Origin of the sequence: Culturomica massiliensis, from assembly GCF_900091655.1 — a bacterium.
Taxonomy (GTDB): Bacteria; Bacteroidota; Bacteroidia; order Bacteroidales; family Marinifilaceae; genus Culturomica; species Culturomica massiliensis.
In genome coordinates this window covers 3,230,798-3,251,651 of record NZ_LT594621.1, presented here as the reverse complement: position 1 = coordinate 3,251,651, position 20,854 = coordinate 3,230,798, and the positions used below count along the sequence as shown (strand labels likewise).

Genomic DNA, 20,854 nt, shown 5'->3' with positions numbered 1-20,854 from the left:
ACATTCAAAAAAGGTGCGACTACCTGCCCATCAAAATTAACAATACATTGATATCAGCCGGAGAAACACCGCTGATCCGGGAAGCTTGCCCAATGGTACGAGGCTGAATCTTCGATAACTTTTGCCGGGCCTCAATTGACAAATTTGTCAGTTCATCGTAATTAAATTTTCCTGCAATAACCAAATTTTCCAAACGAGCCAATTTATCAGCAATCATTTTCTCTCTTTCAATATAACCGGAATATTTAATCAAAATCTCCGCCGCTTCCAAAATTTCATCCCGGATAGAATGCTCGGATACAAATTCTTTCAAAGGACTAAAATGATTCAATAAATCAAAAAGAGAAACCTGAGGACGTCCGAGTACATCCGTCAATTTAACACTTTGCCGCAAAGAAGCCGATCCGATCGAAACCAAATAATCATTGATCACATCCGGTTTAACACTAGAATTTCGAATAAAATCAATCAAAATGTCTCTTTTATTCAATTTATCAATAAAAATATTATATCTATCTTGATTAACTAATCCTAGGGCATAGCCTTTAGGCGTCAAACGGACATCGGCATCATCCTGACGCAACAAAATACGATACTCAGCCCGGGAAGTAAACATCCGGTATGGCTCATCCACTCCTTTAGTCACCAAATCATCAATCAAAACACCGATATAGGCTTCGTCACGCTGGAGAACAAACTCCTGGTCCGAATGCAAAGACAAATGTGCATTAATACCGGCCATCAATCCCTGAGCTGCCGCTTCTTCATATCCTGTCGTTCCGTTTATCTGACCGGCAAAATAAAGTCCTGCCATTCGTTTCGTCTCCAAAGTATGATAAAGCTGAAGCGGCGGAAAATAATCATATTCGATAGCATAACCGGGACGATAAATCCTCACATGCTCAAAACCTTCTACCAGACGAAGCCCTTTCAACTGCACATCCCAGGGTAAAGAAGAAGAAAAACCGTTCAAATAAAATTCAGTCGTCGTTTCCCCCTCCGGCTCCAAAAAAAGATGATGACTGTTGCGGTCCGAAAAAGTATTTAATTTAGTCTCTATACTCGGACAATAACGCGGTCCGATACTCTGAATGGTTCCATTGAATAAAGGACTGTCTTCAAAACCTTCCCGAAGGGCATGATGAACACATTCGTTCGTATAAGCCATGTAACAAGACCTTTGAACCAAAGTATTCACATAATCAAAATTCAAATAAGAAAAACGGTGGAAATCGTTATCTCCGCTTTGTTCAGTCAATTTTGAAAAATCAACACTCCGGCCATCGATCCGGACAGGAGTCCCTGTTTTCATACGCCCCGTCTCAAATCCCAATTCCTTTAACTGGGCTGTAAGCCCATAAGAAGAAGGTTCCCCAATTCTTCCACCGGGAAAACTCACATTTCCGACATGCATCAAACCATTTAAAAACGTCCCGTTTGTCAAAATAACCCGCTCTGCCCTAAAATCGACCCCCAAAGCAGTCTTCACGCCTATAACCCTGTTTTCCTGCGTCAACAAACCTATTACATCATCCTGCCATAAATCAAGATTATCCGTATTTTCCACAATAGAACGCCAGGTAGCCGAAAATTTCATCCGGTCACATTGAGCACGCGGACTCCACATTGCCGGTCCTTTCGACCGGTTTAATATCCGAAACTGAATAGAACTCCGATCCGTAACTATAGCCGTCATTCCGCCCAATGCATCTATTTCCCTGACTATCTGACCTTTAGCTATACCACCAATGGCAGGGTTACAGGACATTTGAGCTATCTTATTCATATCCAATGTAATAAGTAGTGTCTTCGATCCCAGATGTGCAGCGGCACAAGCCGCTTCACATCCTGCATGACCCGCCCCTACGACAATAACATCATAATCGGGTAACAAATTTGCCATTTTAAAGCGTTTTAAGAAGTTCTAAGCAAATATTTTCATTCAGACGCATAATTTTACTATCTGCATCTGTTTTATCTTTATAGCCTATTAAATGAAGCACAGAGTGACAAATCACCCGATGAAACTCATTTTCAAATCCGGATTGAAACTGAAGAGAATTAGAATAAACAGTATCGAGGCTAATAAAAACATCCCCGGAAAGAAGGTCTCCCTCACAATAATCAAAAGTAATTACATCCGTGTAATAATCGTGGGATAAATAGTTACGATTAACATCCAGGATATAATCATCAGAACAAAAAATAAAAGACAATGCACCTATCTTTTTCGAATAATAAACAGCTATTGAATCAAGCCATTTATTAATCAGAGCTTCTGAAAAAAAAACAGGATATTCTACACCCTCTTTAAAAAACAAAACCTCCCTCATCAGAATAAGGATTACAAATTGAAAACCAAAGTCACTTTCGAACCGTCGTTTTCAAATACGAGTTCGTCAGTCAGGGTTTTCATCAAATAAAGTCCCCGTCCGGCATCTTTTGTCAGATTATCGGGCAAAGTAGGATCAGGAATATGCGTATAATCAAAACCTTCACCTTCATCAGCCACAGAGACATAAAATTTCTCCGGATCCATCCAGGCTTCAAGAGTCACCAGTTTGTCCGCCGACAGTTTATTTCCGGATAAAATAGCATTATTCACTGCTTCAATCACAGACAAACTAATCTTTCCAAAAAGTTCAGGCTGCAAATTGAAAGTTTCCGTAAAACTTTCAATAAAATTCTCAACTTTGATAATATTTCCGATTTCAGACGGAATAGATAATTCTGCTTTATTCATCACCAAGCTTGATATAATAATTATTGTACAAACTCTTAAAATAAGGATTCAATTTCATATCCGATTTATTTAGATCAGTTTTCACCATACGAATACGACGTTCTGCCGATTTAAAATATGCTTCCGGTCGTTTATATTTCATCTCTGTAGCCGTCACTGACTTTCTTTTCTCTTCATATTCTTCCCTTTCCTTAGAAGCTTTTTCAGAAAGAAGTAATTTATTATAAACCTGATTATTTCTATACATCAAATTATCCGAAATCGAATAATTAGACAAATCCCGGATATTATCATCCAGAAGTTGATTGATTTCGTTCAATAATTGCCTTTCAGCCGGAGAAAGAGTAGCAGCTTGTGACATAAAATCATTCAGACTTTTTCTAAAAAGTTCATTTTCCCGAATCATATTACTGACACCTTGCTGTAAAGGTTTACCTTTTTCCCCGTTTTTCATTTGAGAAATTAAATTTTCCAATTGTTTTTTCAAACCACTCTGAATTTTTTTCATCCCTTCATACCCCTCTTTTCCACTTCCCTGACCTTCCCCGTTTCCTTTCTTCCCCTTCTGATCAGAACCCTTACCGGAACCTTTACCCTCTGATTGACTCTTTTGCAAAGCATCACTCAACGCCAAAGCCATATCATTCAAATAGCTGATAATATACTGCTGTTCTCTGGACAACTCGCTACGCTTATTATTTTGAATATAACCAGGCAACAAACCGAATTTAATTTCTATATCGTAAAATTTATCACTCAATACCGAAGCTAACATCAAATTACTTTTCGCCAAAAGAGACAAACTGTCTTTGACAATCTTATATTCCATTTTTTTCAAATCCTGCAACCGACCTAATTCATTATAACGCGCGCTTTGAGCAGGAGTTTCCGAGAACTGTTTTAACAACTCTTCCTGAGATAACGAAATTACTAAAATATTTTGAATAATCAATTCAATATCATTCTCAGGAATTGACATTTTCGTAAAATTTTGTTGCCGTTGCTCTTCCAACTCTTTGGAAATTTCCCCGGATTTTTCCTTTATATCTTCAGATGTCTTTGAATTGTCTTTCTTATTCGAAATATTATCTTTTTGTTTATCAATCATTTGTGACAATTCACTAAAATCATCACTCATTTTTTTCAAATCAAAAGGTTTTGATAACTGCTGATTATCATTCAACATTCGATCATAATTATTCCTGATATTTTCTAACTTATTTTTTAATTCATTATTTATTTTATTCAAGGAATCCCTACTCAAATCGTTCGATTTCAACGCTTCCTCCAAATTTTTCTGAGACTGTTTAAAGCCATCGAATTGTTGGGAAAGCATGTGATGCTGTTCTTCTACCTGATAACGTTTCAATAATTCAATATTCCGATCCAACTCTTCACTCATTTGATCAAAACTAAGCTTCATCTTTTCATCCAAATCCTGAAACTTATCTTTGGAAAATTCATCGGATAACCTGGAAAATTCATCCATCAGTTTTTTCATCTCGTCATCCATAATTTTATCCAAAAGCTCCTGAATCTTTTCCTGCTTAGATATCAGAATACTGTCCTGACTGGTAAAACTATTATTAAGAGCCGATTTCTTCAAATGGTCTTCCTGAACTTTGTGCAGAAGTTTGTCAAGTTTTTCTTTTTTCTCAACAATATCTTTCGCTAATTGTTGTTTCTCCCAATTATCAACGGAATTATCCAGCATTTTTTTCTGAAGATCCTTAACTCCCGAAACAATGTCTTTTGCCAATTTCTCAGCTTCATTCAAAGAATTGTTTACCTGAGCATTTACTTCTGCATTATAATCAAATATCGCATTCAAATCCGGAATCAGGTATTCTTTTGAATCCGAACGGGTACTCTTGGGACCGGAAATGCAATCATTATCAAAAACCTCAAAAAAGTAATCAATTTTTGTCTTATCCATACCCGCAAACTCCGCAAAATCAAATTCAAAATAAAACTCCTGCGTATTCGTATTCTTTAAAATATTGACAGGTACAACCGTATTTGTTTTTCCATTCATTGAATAATTGAAACGCAAAGCTGAAAAACCGTAATCATCGGTAATGATACCATAATAATAAAAAACGGAATTCTTTAATGAGTCCTGCACAACAGATAATTGAATACCCGGATACAGATCGGGTATACAGGTCACGTTAAAAGTAATTAATTTTTTTCGGCTAAAATAACGATTGGAACCGTATAACACATACTCAGCAGAACTTCTGATGTCCTTTGAAAAAACAACATTCGAATTATTTTTCAACTTTAAAGGCATCAATTGTCCCCCTGTTTGTCCTATAAAAAGAGAGTCGACAGAAGACAAATGGACATCAAATTTCAAGACAGAACCGAAAAGAACCCTGAAATCTGCAATATTTTTCAATAATTCCGGCTTAAGTCCTGTATAAGCCGGAGAAATCAGATTAACCTGATAATCCGTTATCTCCGGAGAAGGCAATACATTGATCTGAAAAGAACGACTTTCAACACCCGATGTTTTAAAAGAAAAACGTATATCGTTATTCACGACATCAAAATCGTAAACAAACACGGAATCCTTCCTATTCATGTAAAATTCACCCCCGCCAAAACAAACGAATACATTATCATCCGGCAAATATTCGTTTTTTACCAGCAACTGCAATTGAAACGGTTTCCCATATTCCACATTTAAAGATTCATTCAATAAATGAAAATCGATATTCATTCCGGGAACCGATACTTCCTGATAATTTGAGAAATCTGCGTAAATACGCAAAAAAAATTTATGACTACCAAACAATACAAAAATCAGAAACAAAGTACTCACGATAAACCGGAAACATTTTTTCCGAAAAGGTACGAAAACAACAGACCTTTCCGCAATAAGCGATTCATATTTCTGTACAAAAGCAGCTTTCTTCAAATCCGGGTCTCCGGGTACTGCATCAAAACGAAAAGCCAAATGGAATAGAGTAATAAAAATATCCCGCGGTACTTTTACCTCCCGCAAAAATTTTTTTAACAGAAACGACCTCTTAAAATTCCGGGAAATAAAAAACAAAACTACCGGATAGATAAAACAATAAAAAATACCTGTAAATACCCCTGTCCAAAAGAGATAATAGAGAAATGATTTAAAACCGACAGTCAAAAAGGAGCAACGGAATAGAACCCAATACAATAATAAATAGACCAGAATATAGACTAAAAAAATAACAACACCTTTCAACAGATTAAAACCTAACAATTCTAATCCGAAACGATTTAAAAGACGTTTTAAGTTATTTCTTAAACCTTCATATCTATTAATCATCTTCCTTCTCTACACTACCGCAAATATAATAAAGTCTCTAACAATTACTCATAAAAAAGAATATCTTATCGGGCCAACCATATTTCAGGATTTTGTTTATCGGGATCTTGTTTAGTTTTAATAATCCATAACTGAAAATTTAAAATACTCCCTTTTTCAGTATCATAAGCTACTTTTCCGATCGTTTGCTTAGTCGATACTTTTTGTCCCTTTTTTACAACAATATTCACCAAATTAGCATATACCGTAAGAAAATTTCCGTGCCGGACAATTACAGTGTTGTTAAATCCCGGAATCAGTATAATTTCTGAAACCACTCCATTAAAAACAGCCCTTACATCAGCATCCCTCAAAGTTGTTATATTGATACCGTTGTTCGGCATTTTAATCTGTTTATATACAGGATCCGAATTGATTCCGAACTTTTCTGAAATGATTCCCTGATTTACCGGCCAAGGCAATTTACCCTTATTTTTAGCAAAATCATCCGATATCAGTTTTTCTTCCGGAGTCATTTTATAACTACCCGAAGAACCACCGGACTTTTTAGCTTGTTCAGCAATAAGCTTATTTAATTCCCGGGTCAATCGCTCTCTTTTCTTCTGCTCATTCCGTAATTTTCCCGTAATCTCTTTCTCCTTTTTCCGAAAATCCCCGATTATTTGATTTTCATTTTGCTGCTGCTGTGAAAGGTCTTTATTTTTAGCATTGATATCATCCAAAGCTGCATTTTTCTGAAGTATATATTTCTTTAATCTATCATTCCGGATATAAAGTGAATCATTGATCCTCGAAATTTGAGACAGTTGCCGCCGGGAATAATTTTGAATCTGCTCAAAATATTTATAACGGTTATATGCCTGATTAAAATCGGAAGAAGAAAAAATAAACATCAAACGATCCGTCTTATTTCTTTTTTTCCACAAACCGTAAATCAATTTACCGTATAAATCCAGCATAGATTCCCTGTCGGCAATCAACTCTGAAATTCTTTTTTCATTACTCTGAATCTGACCTTCAAAATAACGGACTTCCTGATTTAAAGAATTAATTATGCGCTTACTCTGCACTATTTTCTGTTGAATAAGATTCAGTCTTTCCAAAGAAAACGATTTACTGTTCTGTGTTTCCTTCAACAATTTATTCAAATAAGAAATCTGCTTTTCACTTTGTTCTTTTTCCTTTTTAATCTGATTGATAGATTGAGCAGTAAGCGATCCGCATAAAAACAGAAATAAAATCAATAATATGCCATTATATGGAAGTTTCATAAGCATAAATTTACTACTCTGTGGAACTGATTAATTGTTTATATTTCGCAGGTACCCGAAAAGTAGGTGTTACATTTACATCAAATTCCAAACGGGAAAGTTTCAACACAACTTTTATTCTATTCTCATCGAAATTTGAACTAAAAATCATTTTTTCCGGAAAAATTTTTCCGTTAATATCTTTAAAATCAATGTATACAGCAGTTATACCCATATCTTCTTCCAAATCTTCCAAAGTCAATTTATACGGACGAAAATACTCCGGATCGATATGTATTTTTTGCAATACCAATGCAAAATCCTTATTCTTTCTTTTCTTTTTAAAAAATTTCTTGATCTTTCGGTTTATCGCTCTTTTCTGGATATTCGAAAGCACATAATCATTGTCTGTCCGCTCAAATTTAAACTTATCATTCCTGGATTCACTACTGCTACAATCCTCTAAATTGAAATATACATTAGTCAATATCTTCTGAATGCACGAAAAACTGATACTTATACCAAATCTATCATAAAAGAATCCGTAATCTGTCAACAGATATTTCTTGTTGTAAGAATCTAAAAATTTTACACTGTCAGGCGTCAGATATATTCTGGCTACTTCAATTCCTAAAGGAGCAGTTACAGACATCCATATAAAACTGTCCCTTCGAATCCTCAGCATACCTTTGAGACTGTTTTCTTTCCCGTTTATATCGACTGAAAGTTCTACTTTTTTAGAATATAATGTATTATAATTTAATTCACTATTCTCTATATTTTTAAACAGTTTAACTTCACCGATATTACTGGTTTCCTTATAAATAACTGCTTTTTTCATCGGACTGCAAGAAAACAGCAAACATGAAAACAACAGAAAGAAAAAAAATCTGTTCATTTGATACCCACTTTCAACGTTCCAAAGAAATTAAAATTTATGTTCTCCGGAAATTTTAGCCGGAAGATCACTGCTTGTCTCGTCTCCTGCTTCCATAGCCTTCTTCCACATCTCCACAGCTTTCTCCTTATCTCCGTTCATATACAATATATCACCGTAATGCTCATATAATACACCGGAAACCTCTTTTGAATATTGCATAGCTAACTTCATATAATACAAAGCTTGAGAATAATCTTTCCGCATATACAAAACCCAGGCATAAGTATCGAGATAAGTTCCGTTCTCAGACTCCAAAGTAACAGCCTGGGAACTCATTCTTTCGGCTTTACTCAGATTCTCACCCAAAAGTGAAAGATAATAAGCGTAATTATTCAAAACCATCGCATCGTTCGGATTAATATTCAATACGTTGTCAAACATACGGAACGCTTCCTGAACACTGTCCAGATTATAATAACAATCTCCGAGATACGAATAAAACTGAGCCTTTAAATGTATATTTTCATCAGTAAGCTTTAATCCGTCTTTAAAGAAATCAACGGCATCCTTATAATTCTTCTCCATCATTAAAGAAATACCCGCTAAAACATAAGGCAAAGGTTGCTCCGGAAAATATTTAATAGCTTCAACACTTTTTGTATACATACAGGCCGTATCCGTCATTTCATTGCACAACAGCAATAATTCCTGCCAGATAGCGAAATTATTTTTATCCTGAGAAAGAATATATTCCAATTCACCTCTCGCTTCATTCAATTTATTTTCTTTTTTCAGAAAATCAGAATGCAAAGCCCGGATCGAAAGATCGTCCCTGTACTTATTAACTAATAAATCCACATAAGCATTCAATTGACTGTCAGAAACTTTAATTGTATCACCACTTAAAACCAATTTCAAAATATACTGTACCTTAAAAGAATTATCAAGTTCATCACTCAACAATGCCTTCCTTACATGTTTATCAGCATTTTCCAATTGATTTTTATCCCTGTAATAATCAGAAAGATATAAATGGACGAAACCGTTATCCGGATCTGCAGCCAACAACTTATTCAATATTTGCAATCCTTTCTTATCCTGGTTATAATTAAAATAAAGCTCGGCCAGCAAACTCAAATATTCATTTTTCTCCGGATATTTCCGAATCAATTTCAAAAGTTCATTAGAAGCTCCTTTTAAATTATTAAGTTTTGTATAAAGCTTTATTTTTTCTATCGTAACAGGCTCCGTTATGCCATTCTGTTTTTCATAGCGGTCGTATACATCTATTGCCTGTTGCCATTTTTCGACAGAAGTGTACAAATTCGCTTCTATCAAATAAAACTCTTCCTTATCCGGATATTTTGCTATGATATCGGCATATACATTACAAGCTTCTTCAATCATAGCTTTTTTCTGCAATACATTAGCCAATAATAATTTATACCATAAATTTCCCGGATTACCGGCTACAGCTTCACGGGCCAATTGCAAAGCACCGTTATAATCTTCCGTCAATACAAGAATATTGGCTATTTCATACTTAACAACAGGACTTTCCGGATATATTTTCAAACAATTATCATACCATCCCAAAGCCGTTTGTAAATCACCCGTAATTTTAGACCGGATACCTTCCATAAAGGAATAATCAAATTCCAGTTTTGATTTTTCATCCAAACTCTCATAACCGTCCACTTTCTTTTTATCGTCAGCAAAAACACTGATATTCAAAAGAAAAATAAGAAAAAAAACAAATCCTATCTTCATATTCCTTTATTCAGTTAATCTGTTAGATTTAATTTTTACCGGTATGCCCGAATCCGCCGGATCCTCTTTCTGTCGCATTCAATTCGTTTACTTCAATCAATTCAGCCTGCTCAACCTTATTGATCACCATCTGGCATATCCGTTCTCCGTCCTTAATACTGATTACATTATTCGACAGATTTACGACAATAACTCCTATTTCTCCCCGATAATCTGCATCTATCGTACCCGGACTATTCAATAACCCCAATCCTTCATTTAAAGCCAAACCGCTGCGCGGACGTATCTGAGCTTCATATCCTTCCGGTAATTCTATATACAAACCCGTAGGTATCAGTTTTCTTTCCAACGGTTGCAAAACAATTGTGTCTTCAATATTTGCTCTAAGATCCATACCCGCTGAAAAACGAGTTTTGTATTCAGGCAGCGGATGCTTCGATTTGTTTACGATACTTATTTGCATTTTTCCAACTTTAAATCAACTTTATTTGCATTTATTTATTGAAGAGCAAAGATACTACTTTTTGCGAAACATCTTATAAATAAAATCTTTACTAAATATAAACTTCATTTCCCGATATAAAAATAACAGTATAAAAATAAATAACAAAGGCATTCTGGCTATACAGGTAAGCCAGGCATTTTCAAACCTGATATATTTTCCGATAAAATAAAAGACTAATGCCACCGAAAAATAAAAAGCAATTTTTTTCAAATCATAACTGATCTTATAAAACTTCTTTCCCCAGATTAAAGATAAAATACACATCACCAGAAAACAACAGAAAACGGCATATGCCGATCCCATATACCCGATTCGGGGCAATAGTATAAAATTCATAGAAACAGTAATAATACAGCCTATTACAGACATATAAGCACCGTACATTGTTTTATCCGTCAGTTTATACCATAACGAAAGCGAATAATACATTCCCTGAAATAAATTAGCCATCAACACCCAGGGAACAATAATAATACCTGAATAATATTCCGGAGTACGCACAAAATATTTGATAATATCTATCCAATACATAATCCCTAAAAATATAATCAGCCCGAATCCTGTAAAATATAAAAATACGTCCTGATAGACCTTTTTGGAATCTTCGTGTTTGGAATAACTGAAAAAGAAAGGTTCGAAAGCATATTTAAACCCTTGGGTAAAAATATACATAATCAAAGCCAGTTTATAGTTAGCACCGTATATTCCGGTCATTGCCATAGCTTCCTGCGAACTCATCACCTGCCCGAGTACTTTAGGCATCCAGGATTGTGCCCCTTGCAAATTGATCATGCCGGCCAGACTGACAATAAAAATAGGAAATGAATACTTCATAATGTCTTTCAGTAATCCCCAGGAAAAATAAAACCGGAATTTAGACATATAAGGAACCAGCATCAGAAATGTCACTACAGAAGCTATCAAATAGGCAATAAAAATATAGATAATCCCCCCTGCCGGATCATAGAACGGTATATGAATTCCGTTTTTTTCCAGATAAGGACACAATACAAGAAAAAATAAATTGAGAGCAATATTCACCCCGACATTGACCAATTTAACGACACCGAAACGTATCGGTCTGCCTTGAAGTCGCAACAAAGCGAAAGGTATGGAACTAATAGCGTCTATACCAATAGTCAGTATCAGCAAAGTAAGGTAATTCTTATGATCCGGTATCTCTAAAAAATCAGCAATGCCGGGAAGAAAAGAAAAAGCAACGATAAAAAACAGGAGAGTCGTACCTGTCAGTGAAAACATCAAAGTAGAAAATACTTTATTGCTGTTATCTTTTGTACTGAATCGGAAAAATCCTGTTTCAGTACCGTAAGTAAGTATTACCATTAACAAAGCAATGTACGACATTAAATTGGTTACTATACCGTATTCACTGGCAGGAAAAATCCCTGCATACAAAGGAACCAGTAACCAATTGACAAAACGTCCCAGAATCGTTGTGAAACCATAAATAATGGTATCACCGGCCAGTTTTTTTAAAGGATTCATAATTCGCTGTATTTTCCCATATTGGTGGCAAAGGTAACGAATGGACGTTTTAAACGAACATATTATTATTATTATATTTCTATTTTTTAAAAATTATTATGAATATGAATATAGGATGTTAGTATATGGAAAAACTCTTGATTAAAATTGTTGTTTATTTCGTTATTAAAAATCAGATATACGGTTATAAACAATAGAATAAAATTGAATCTATTGAAAATTAAATAGATAGAGTAGTTATTAACAAATGTTAGTATCGAGAACAGATAGAAAAAAATAGTTATTTATTTTAAAAAATATGTTGGTAATTTGTATAAAGATTTTCGGTTAAATCTGTTTTCTATTTTTTGAAATTTCCGGAAAAAACATAATGAATTTCAAAATCCGAATTATCAAATTTTTTTTTCATTTTCAGTTCATTTTTTACTAACATTCAATCGACAGTTCGTAACAACTTTTTAACAGGCGGTAATGTACTTCCGATTTGTTTTTTAGCCGGGATAAATTATGGAATATACTTTTTGTAACTATACTTTGTACTGGTTATCAGTTATTTGATTGAATTGTATATTTTGATGGATACATTACGTTATTTTAAGATATTGAAAAAAGAAAAGCTACCGCCTTTTGAACGGTAGCCTTATTTTTTTGAGATGTTTTTATCAGATCAACTGATTAGTGGTTGTATCTGGAAATACAAGAGTAGGTTTGTGTTGTTTTGCTTCTTCGAAATCCATAGAAGCATAAGAAATAATGATAACGATGTCTCCGACTGCACATTTTCTGGCTGCCGGACCGTTAAGGCAAACTACTCCTGAATTTCTTTCTCCTTTGATAACGTAAGTTTCTATTCTTTCTCCGTTATTCACATTGACGATTTGTACTTTTTCGTTTTCAATGATGTTCGCGGCTTCCATCAAAGCCACATCAATCGTAACACTGCCTACATATTGCAGGTTTGCTTCGGTTACTGTTACTTTGTGAATTTTTGATTTTACAACTTCAATGAACATATCGGTTATTTTAGATTGTAAATTTTAAGTTCAAGATCAGAGTATAATATTGTCAATCAAACGAATTTTTCCGGCATAAACCGCTACACACACAACTTTCGTTCCCTTTTCATTCCAGTTTTCAATAACTTTAAGTGTAGTATCATCGACGATTTCAACATATTCGGTTTCCAGATAGGGATTGTTGTTGATTTCTTCTGTGATCCATTTTTTCAGATCGGCTACACTCATTTCGGCGACTAAGTTACGTGCTTTTTTTAAGGTAGCGTATATATGAGGAGCATTTTTTTTATGTTCTTCCTCCAGTAAGGCATTTCGGGAACTGAGTGCTAAACCGCTTTCTTCACGGACAATGGGACAGGGAATGATTTCGATGTTGTATTTCAATTGATTTACCATATTTTTAATGATAGCAACCTGTTGAAAATCTTTCATTCCGAAAAATGCTTTGTGCGGTTGAACGATATCGAATAAACGGCTTACTACCTGACCTACACCATTGAAATGTCCCGGTCTTTTAGCTCCTTCCATAACAGTTTCCAGATAACCGAAATCAAATTTTCGGGTATCTTTTTCCGGATAAATTTCTTCTACGGAAGGCATAAATACAAGATCGCACCCGGCTGTTTTCAATAATTCAGCATCTTTTTCCGGAGTACGTGGGTAACGTTTTAAATCTTCTGGATCATTGAATTGAGTCGGGTTGACAAAAACACTTGTCACGGCTATATCACAACTGTTTTTACATGCTTTTACGAGAGAAAGATGTCCGTTGTGCAAAGCACCCATAGTGGGTACGAAACCAACACATTTACCTTCTTTTTTATAGCCTTCAATGAGGCTAAACAGTTCATTTTTAGTATAAATAACTTTCATGATACTTGTTTAAAATCCGGGGTGCAAGTTTACAAACTATTTTCGAGATAAGAGCACAAATAATTTATAAAGTTTGTTTTATTCGGATTTTGAAGCGTATTTATGCCGGTTGATTATATTGTTTTTTGAATTGCAGTTATTTGTATAACGATCGCATGTCCGGATGAACGGAGGTGAGTACTTCTACCAGCTGGCTCCGGCTGACACCTTCTCTCATAACGATAACAATAGTATCTTCTCCGGCAATTGTACCTAATATTTCAAAATAATTTTCGCTGTCAATCAATACAGTAACAGCATTGGCATAACCCGGTAATGTTTTTATAACGGCGATATTACCGGAAAAATCAATACCTAAAATAGCATCCGTAATAATGGAAGATATTTTCTCTTCCCGTTGTTCATTTACACTTTCAGGTACTATATATATATATCCTTTTTCTTTATGAGGTATTTTAGCAACCTTCATGAATTTAAGATCCCGTGAGAGAGTACTTTGGGTAGCTTCTACACCTAATTCTTTTAAGCGGAATAACAACTCCTCCTGGGAAGAGATCAGTTCAGATTCAATTAATTTCCGGATAGTCAAAAGTCTTTTGGTCTTGTTTCTCATAATGAAGCTTATTTTAGTGGAACAAAAATAATAAACCCCTTCGATATATAATAGTGAATGCTTTATATTTTTAAAACGTCTTAAATGCATAAATATCAAAAAATATTACATATTCATTCCTTGCAAAAGCAAAAAACAATAGCTACCTTTGTCCCAATTTGGACATAAGGTATTTAATGAATATGCAAAATCTGAAAAAAGCACAACTGGTTCTGGAAGACGGAACCATTTTTGAAGGGACCTCTTTCGGATACGAACAGTCAGTATCGGGAGAGGTCGTTTTTTATACGGCAATGACGGGATATCCCGAAAGTTTGACTGACCCGTCCTACAAGGGACAGATTTTAGTACCCACTTATCCGATGATTGGTAATTACGGAGTACCTGTCGATACCAAGCAAGATGATTTGCCGGCTTTTTTTGAATCGGATAAAATTCACTGTACGGCGTTAATTATTTCCGATTATTCATTTGAATACAGTCATTGGAATTCTCAAAAAAGTCTCGGGCAATGGTTAAAAGATCAGAAGGTACCGGGACTTTTTGGTATAGATACCCGGGCTTTGACGAAAAAATTACGCGAACACGGAGCTATGTTGGGCAAAATCGTTTTTGCCGGACAGGATGTCGATTTTTATGATCCCAATAAAGAAAATATAGTAGCACAGGTATCTACCTCTGAAGTGAAAGAATATGGAAATGGGAAATACGAGGTGGTATTGGTAGATTGTGGAGTGAAGTATAATATCATCCGTTGTCTTTTAAAACGGGGAGTAAAGGTGAAACGGGTGCCCTGGGATTATGATTTTACCAGTGAAGAATGCGACGGCATTTTCCTGTCAAACGGTCCCGGTGATCCGGCCCAATGTGAAAAAACGATTGAAAATATTCGGAAAGTCCTTGATAAGAACGTACCTATTATGGGTATTTGTTTGGGAAATCAATTGATGGCCAGAGCTGCGGGGGCAGAAACCTACAAATTGAAATACGGTCATCGCAGTCATAACCAGCCGGTTGTCGAGCCGGGTAAAAATCGTTGTTACATTACTTCTCAAAATCATGGCTTTGCTATTGACGATAAAACTTTGCCTGTCGATTGGGAACCGCTTTTTGTCAATGTAAATGACGGAACGAATGAAGGTATACGTCATAAAAACAAACCGTTTTTTTCCGCCCAATTTCATCCGGAAGCATCCAGCGGACCGGTAGATACCGAATACCTGTTCGACGAGTTTATTAAAAATATAGAAGTGAGTAAAAATCGGTAAGATTATAGGTGAAAAATAAGGTAGAAAGTTATAATCTGTAATTTGCATTTGAAAATGAAGGAAATAAATAAAATATTATTACTGGGGTCCGGAGCATTGAAAATCGGGGAAGCCGGAGAATTTGATTATTCCGGTTCTCAGGCATTGAAAGCCATCCGGGAAGAAGGAAAATACAGTGTGCTGATTAATCCGAATATTGCGACAGTACAAACTTCAGAAGGAGTTGCCGATAAAATTTATTATTTGCCGGTTACTCCGGAATTTGTAGAAAAAGTAATTGAAAAGGAAAGACCAGACGGTATACTTCTTTCTTTTGGAGGACAGACGGCTTTGAATTGTGGGGTGGCTCTGTATAAAAGCGGGGTATTGGAGAAATACGGAGTAGAAGTATTGGGTACGCCGATTCAGGCGATTATTGATACCGAAGACCGGGAAATCTTTGCCGGAAAATTACACGAGATCGATGTAAAAACACCCCGCAGTATTGCTGCCAATAATATGGACGAAGCCTTAAAAGCTGCTGAAGTATTGGGATTCCCTTTGATTATCAGGGCTGCATATACTTTGGGAGGTCTTGGTTCCGGTTTTTGTTCGGATATAGAGGAATTGAAAAAATTGGCCGGAAGTGCTTTTTCATATTCTCCTCAGGTGTTAGTGGAAGAATCTCTGAAAGGTTGGAAAGAGATTGAATATGAAGTAGTGCGTGACCAGTATGATAATTGTATTACGGTATGTAATATGGAAAACTTTGATCCGTTGGGTATACATACGGGAGAAAGTATTGTAGTAGCGCCTTCACAGACATTGAGCAACAGCGAATATCATAAATTGCGGGAAATAGCTATTAAAATTATCCGTCATATCGGTATTGTAGGTGAATGTAATGTACAATATACATTGGACCCGAACTCAGAAGATTACCGTGTGATCGAAGTAAACGCCCGTCTGTCCCGTTCCAGTGCATTGGCATCTAAGGCTACAGGATATCCTTTGGCCTTTGTAGCGGCTAAATTGGCTATGGGATACGGTTTACATGAAATCAAGAATTCCGTTACCAAAGTTACGACGGCTTGTTTTGAGCCGGCATTGGATTATATCGTTTGTAAAATTCCCCGCTGGGATTTGAACAAATTCGAAGGGGTGTCTAAATTGATCGGCTCTTCCATGAAAAGTGTAGGAGAAATCATGGCTATCGGACGTACTTTTGAAGAAGTAATTCAGAAAGGACTTCGTATGGTCGGTCAGGGAATGCACGGTTTTGTTGGAAATAAAAAAGAAGTAAAAGATATCGACGAAGAGTTGATGAATCCGACGGATAACCGGATTTTTGCTATAGCAGCAGCTTTCGATAAGGGATATTCTGTAGATAAGATCCACAATATGACTAAAATCGACAAATGGTTTTTGGTGCGTTTGGAAAATATCCACAGGATGAAAGAAGAGCTGAGTAAATATACGACAGTGCGGGGAGTGATGCCTGCTACCTTGAAGAAAGCGAAACAGATGGGATTTTCCGATTTTCAGATCGGCCGCCTGACAATAAAGGACGATGCTCTTACCGCACATCAGAAAATGTTGAAGGTAAGGGAATACCGTAAAGAATTGGAAATTACACCCTGTATTAAACAGATTGATACATTGGCGGGAGAATATCCGGCGAAAACCAATTACCTGTACGCTACTTATAACGGAGCAGAAACGGATATAACCTACGAGCATGACGGAAAATCGGTTATTGTACTGGGTTCCGGCGCTTATCGGATCGGGAGTAGTGTGGAATTCGACTGGTGTTGTGTAAGTGCTGTCAATGCAATTAAAAAAGCCGGCTATCGTTCGGTAATGATTAATTATAATCCCGAAACGGTAAGTACGGACTATGATACCTGTGACCGTCTTTATTTTGACGAGCTTTCTTTCGAGCGGGTAATGGATATTGTGGATTTGGAAGAGCCGAAAGGGGTCATTGTGTCTACCGGCGGACAAATACCGAACAATTTGGCTATGCGTTTGTATGGGCAGCATGTCAATATCCTGGGTACTTCGGCTTTGTCTATTGACAGGGCGGAAGATCGTCAGAAATTTTCCACCATGTGCGACCAACTGGGAATCGATCAGCCGAGATGGCGGGAATTGACCAGTATTGAAGACATATATAAATTTATAGATGAAGTGGGATTTCCTTTGTTGATACGTCCTTCTTACGTTCTTTCCGGTGCTGCTATGAATGTGGTTTCAAATCGGGAAGAATTGTTACATTTTCTGGAATTGGCAGCAGAAGTATCGAAAGACCATCCGGTAGTTGTAACCGAGTTTGTACAACAGGCTAAAGAAGTGGAAATCGATGCTGTTGCGCAGGATGGAGTTGTAAAGGCCTACGCAATCAGTGAGCATGTCGAATTTGCAGGAGTACATTCTGGAGATGCGACCATTGTCTTTCCGGCTCAAAAATTGTATATCGAAACCATTCGCCGGATCAAGAAAATAGCCCGGTCGATTGCGAAAGAATTGAATATTTCGGGTCCTTTCAATATGCAGTTTCTGGCAAAAGACAACGATATCAAAGTGATTGAATGTAATCTGCGGGCTTCCCGGAGTTTCCCCTTCGTATCCAAAGTATTGAAGTACAATTTTGTGGAGATGGCTACCCGGATAATGCTGGGAGAACAGGTAGAAGAATTGCATAAATCGGTATTTGATTTGGATTATGTCGGAGTGAAAGCCTCTCAATTCTCGTTTGCCCGGTTATTGAAGGCGGACCCTGTATTGGGAGTTGATATGTCTTCTACCGGAGAAGTGGGTTGTATAGGTGAAAACTACTATGAGGCGATCTTGAAAAGTATGTTGTCTGTAGGGCACCGGATTCCCGAAAAAAACATTTTGATTTCATCCGGCCCGGCCCGTTCGAAAGTAGAACTGCTTGAATCAACCAAAATGTTGATAAATAAAGGTTATAATATTTTTGCTACTGCGGGTACAGCTAAATTTCTGGCGGAAAACGGAATTGACGTTACAATATTGTATTGGCCGGATGAAGCAAAAGAACCCAATATTATGGATTACCTGAAAAATAAGAAAATCGATATGGTAATCAATATTCCGAAAAACCTGACCAAACGGGAATTGGACAACGGATATAAGATTCGCCGGGCTGCTGTCGATTACAATATTCCGTTACTGACGAATGCCCGTTTAGCAAGTGCTTTTATTTATGCGATTTGTAAAGTAGATCGTAAGGATATAGCAATTAAAAGCTGGGATGAGTACAGATAGGATGAGTATTTTGTAGATTGACGTAAAAAAGAACAATCGTCAATCAATATTGAATTGTGAACAGAGAATATGGGGGCAGATTGCTCCCATATTTTTTAACCTTGTTAAACTCTTCTTTTCTTCTTTTTTTAATTTATTTTTCTTCTATTTTTATCACGTGTTAATGATGTGAACGAATAGTTGAGTGTGTATGCGATATGATAGACGTGTGGGAATATTGTGCGTGTGTGTGTGGTGTATATGGTGTGGGATTTGTAAGGGAGAATTGCCGGATGGCTTGGTTTTGATAACCGGACAGGATGAGTCTGAACGGGTTTGTCATAGGATATTACAGGATGACGAGTCTTTAAAAACTTTATTCGATCCGGAGGAACGTAGTTTTTACGTCAATGAGCCTTTACAAATCCGGTTGGTAAAAAAACGGGAGCTTTTGCTGCGTTTTTATTCTCCCCGTAGTGTCCGGAATGTGATATTATGGGCAAGGCTATCCTCCTCCGGAGAGCAGTTTAAATTGGCGGAATTTTCTTATATTCCGGCTTTTGCCGAATATCGGATTCCTTTGTCTTTTCTAAAAAGCCGGTGTAAATATCATACACGTTCGGGTAGGGAAATCCCGCTTGAAAAAAAAGATTTTGATAAAGAGACATTTAAGTTGGAAATTGAAAGTTCAGATGCCTATTACCGGCAATTGACAGCGACAGATTGCCGGTGGAAAATTTCTTTTGGAGATTATACCGGTGAGCATTGGAGACCTTTGCAACCTGCACATGCGCGGGAAGCTGTAGCCGTGGCTCTTAATATGGCTTATCTTTTTTCTACGAATGAATTTAGGCAAATGCTGAAGACCTGTCAGGGTAAATTCTTTAAAGATAACCAAGGGACGGAAATAGACATAAAAGAATTATACAATCGTATTTTTAACTTGCCGGCATTGGTATACGGACGTGTTTCTGGCGTAAACGGATTGGGTGGAGGAACTATTTTCGGATTGGCGGAGTGGTGTTATTTGGAGCATTATGCAGATGCAGGATGTATCACACACACACTGTTTCATGAATTCGCCCACTGTCTCGGATATACACATGAGGGAAACATGACCTATGAAAATAATTTGGGACGAGGATGGGTGAGTTTCTGTGGTGAACTTTACCGTAAGTTAGGCATGGAAAAGAAATTACCCGTATATTCCTGCCGTTTTTTGGATACGCGAAACAGTGGTATTGCCATAAAGCGATAAAATTTAAATAGACGGATAAATCAATTTATTATTGAATGGGTTTAAAATTTGGAATTTGGAATCGTTGGTATAACTTTAGGGCTGTTTAGTCGTAAAACTTTAAAAATTTTAATTATTGTACTATGCCTTTTTTGAGATTTCATTCCACTGATGCAGGAAAATTGTCGGAAATAAGTCGGAAAATGACCGATTTGATTCAGGAAACTTTACAATGTCCCCGGGAACATATTGTATTGGAAGTAATACATTCTGAAATAGTTTGTGATGGAGCAATAAATTGTGGAGATTGGCCTTTTGTCGAAATCTCGTATTTTCAAAGAAGCCGGGATTTACAGGATAAAGTGGCTCAAATCGTGTCTTCCTGTTTGCAGGAAATCGGATATACCGATTCGGATGTGTATTTTCTTTATCTGGATCCGCGGAATTATTATGAGAACGGTCGGTCGATGTGATCGATTTATTAAAATAAAAAATGTCCGTAAAGACGGACGTAAAAAATGAAAATCGGACTTTTTTAGATAATACTTTACGCTGTTATAAAATTCGGATAAAACTTATGACAGAGTAGGGGGTTGTCTAAAAGGTATTTGGTACCCTCGATGTATTAGTT

Annotated in this window: 16 protein-coding genes; 4 read left to right on the top strand and 12 right to left on the bottom strand. The window is 36.4% G+C overall.

The window, feature by feature from the left end; all coding sequences use genetic code 11:
- Positions 1-19: 19 nt before the first annotated feature.
- The 12 genes from mnmG to BN8908_RS14545 all read right to left on the bottom strand — a co-directional run bounded on the left by mnmG (position 20) and on the right by BN8908_RS14545 (position 14,469).
- Positions 20-1,903 carry a tRNA uridine-5-carboxymethylaminomethyl(34) synthesis enzyme MnmG gene (gene mnmG, locus BN8908_RS14600; protein WP_021987735.1) on the bottom strand — a complete coding sequence of 628 codons (1,884 nt, stop codon included), beginning with the start codon at positions 1,901-1,903 and terminating at the stop codon, positions 20-22.
- A gap of 1 nt (position 1,904) precedes the next feature.
- Positions 1,905-2,333, bottom strand: a complete 429-nt coding sequence (gene ybeY / locus BN8908_RS14595; RefSeq protein ID WP_021987734.1) for an rRNA maturation RNase YbeY — start codon at positions 2,331-2,333, stop codon at positions 1,905-1,907.
- Positions 2,334-2,344: 11 nt separating this feature from the next.
- Positions 2,345-2,743 carry an ATP-binding protein gene (locus BN8908_RS14590; protein WP_021987733.1) on the bottom strand — a complete coding sequence of 133 codons (399 nt, stop codon included), beginning with the start codon at positions 2,741-2,743 and terminating at the stop codon, positions 2,345-2,347.
- Entirely contained in the window at positions 2,736-4,574 is a 1,839-nt protein-coding gene (locus tag BN8908_RS18620; RefSeq protein ID WP_148453366.1) for a coiled-coil domain-containing protein, read from the bottom strand. Before BN8908_RS18620 ends, BN8908_RS14590 begins: the two co-directional genes overlap by 8 nt.
- 1,547 nt (positions 4,575-6,121) lie before the next feature.
- Positions 6,122-7,327, bottom strand: coding sequence for a murein hydrolase activator EnvC family protein (locus BN8908_RS14580; RefSeq protein WP_068691394.1), 1,206 nt, complete (start codon positions 7,325-7,327; stop codon positions 6,122-6,124).
- Positions 7,328-7,340: 13 nt separating this feature from the next.
- Complete coding sequence (lolB1, locus tag BN8908_RS14575) at positions 7,341-8,204, bottom strand: lipoprotein insertase outer membrane protein LolB1 (RefSeq protein WP_068691391.1); 864 nt, start codon at positions 8,202-8,204, stop codon at positions 7,341-7,343.
- Between the two features lie 30 nt (positions 8,205-8,234).
- The gene (locus tag BN8908_RS14570) at positions 8,235-9,956 is read right to left on the bottom strand and encodes a tetratricopeptide repeat protein (protein WP_021987729.1); all 1,722 of its coding nucleotides are present in this window, start codon (positions 9,954-9,956) and stop codon (positions 8,235-8,237) included.
- Positions 9,957-9,984: 28 nt separating this feature from the next.
- A complete protein-coding gene (gene dut / locus BN8908_RS14565) occupies positions 9,985-10,419 on the bottom strand; it encodes a dUTP diphosphatase (protein ID WP_068691389.1) in 435 nt (144 codons plus the stop codon).
- A gap of 54 nt (positions 10,420-10,473) precedes the next feature.
- The gene (locus BN8908_RS14560; RefSeq protein WP_068691387.1) at positions 10,474-11,967 is read right to left on the bottom strand and encodes a lipopolysaccharide biosynthesis protein; all 1,494 of its coding nucleotides are present in this window, start codon (positions 11,965-11,967) and stop codon (positions 10,474-10,476) included.
- Positions 11,968-12,629: 662 nt separating this feature from the next.
- Complete coding sequence (gene panD, locus BN8908_RS14555; RefSeq protein ID WP_021987726.1) at positions 12,630-12,980, bottom strand: aspartate 1-decarboxylase; 351 nt, start codon at positions 12,978-12,980, stop codon at positions 12,630-12,632.
- 36 nt (positions 12,981-13,016) lie between these two features.
- The gene (panC, locus tag BN8908_RS14550) at positions 13,017-13,856 is read right to left on the bottom strand and encodes a pantoate--beta-alanine ligase (protein WP_068691385.1); all 840 of its coding nucleotides are present in this window, start codon (positions 13,854-13,856) and stop codon (positions 13,017-13,019) included.
- A 136-nt stretch (positions 13,857-13,992) separates the two neighbouring features.
- The gene (locus tag BN8908_RS14545) at positions 13,993-14,469 is read right to left on the bottom strand and encodes an arginine repressor (protein WP_021987724.1); all 477 of its coding nucleotides are present in this window, start codon (positions 14,467-14,469) and stop codon (positions 13,993-13,995) included.
- Between the two features lie 182 nt (positions 14,470-14,651).
- Between BN8908_RS14545 and carA the strand changes: the two genes are divergently transcribed.
- The 4 genes from carA to BN8908_RS14525 all read left to right on the top strand — a co-directional run bounded on the left by carA (position 14,652) and on the right by BN8908_RS14525 (position 20,696).
- Entirely contained in the window at positions 14,652-15,737 is a 1,086-nt protein-coding gene (gene carA / locus BN8908_RS14540) for a glutamine-hydrolyzing carbamoyl-phosphate synthase small subunit (RefSeq protein ID WP_068691383.1), read from the top strand.
- Positions 15,738-15,791: 54 nt separating this feature from the next.
- The gene (gene carB / locus BN8908_RS14535) at positions 15,792-19,007 is read left to right on the top strand and encodes a carbamoyl-phosphate synthase (glutamine-hydrolyzing) large subunit (protein WP_021987722.1); all 3,216 of its coding nucleotides are present in this window, start codon (positions 15,792-15,794) and stop codon (positions 19,005-19,007) included.
- Between the two features lie 190 nt (positions 19,008-19,197).
- On the top strand, positions 19,198-20,244 hold the full coding sequence (locus BN8908_RS14530; protein WP_148453363.1) for a hypothetical protein: 1,047 nt from the start codon (positions 19,198-19,200) through the stop codon (positions 20,242-20,244).
- A 122-nt stretch (positions 20,245-20,366) separates the two neighbouring features.
- A complete protein-coding gene (locus tag BN8908_RS14525; RefSeq protein WP_021987720.1) occupies positions 20,367-20,696 on the top strand; it encodes a DUF1904 family protein in 330 nt (109 codons plus the stop codon).
- The last annotated feature ends 158 nt before the right edge of the window (positions 20,697-20,854 follow it).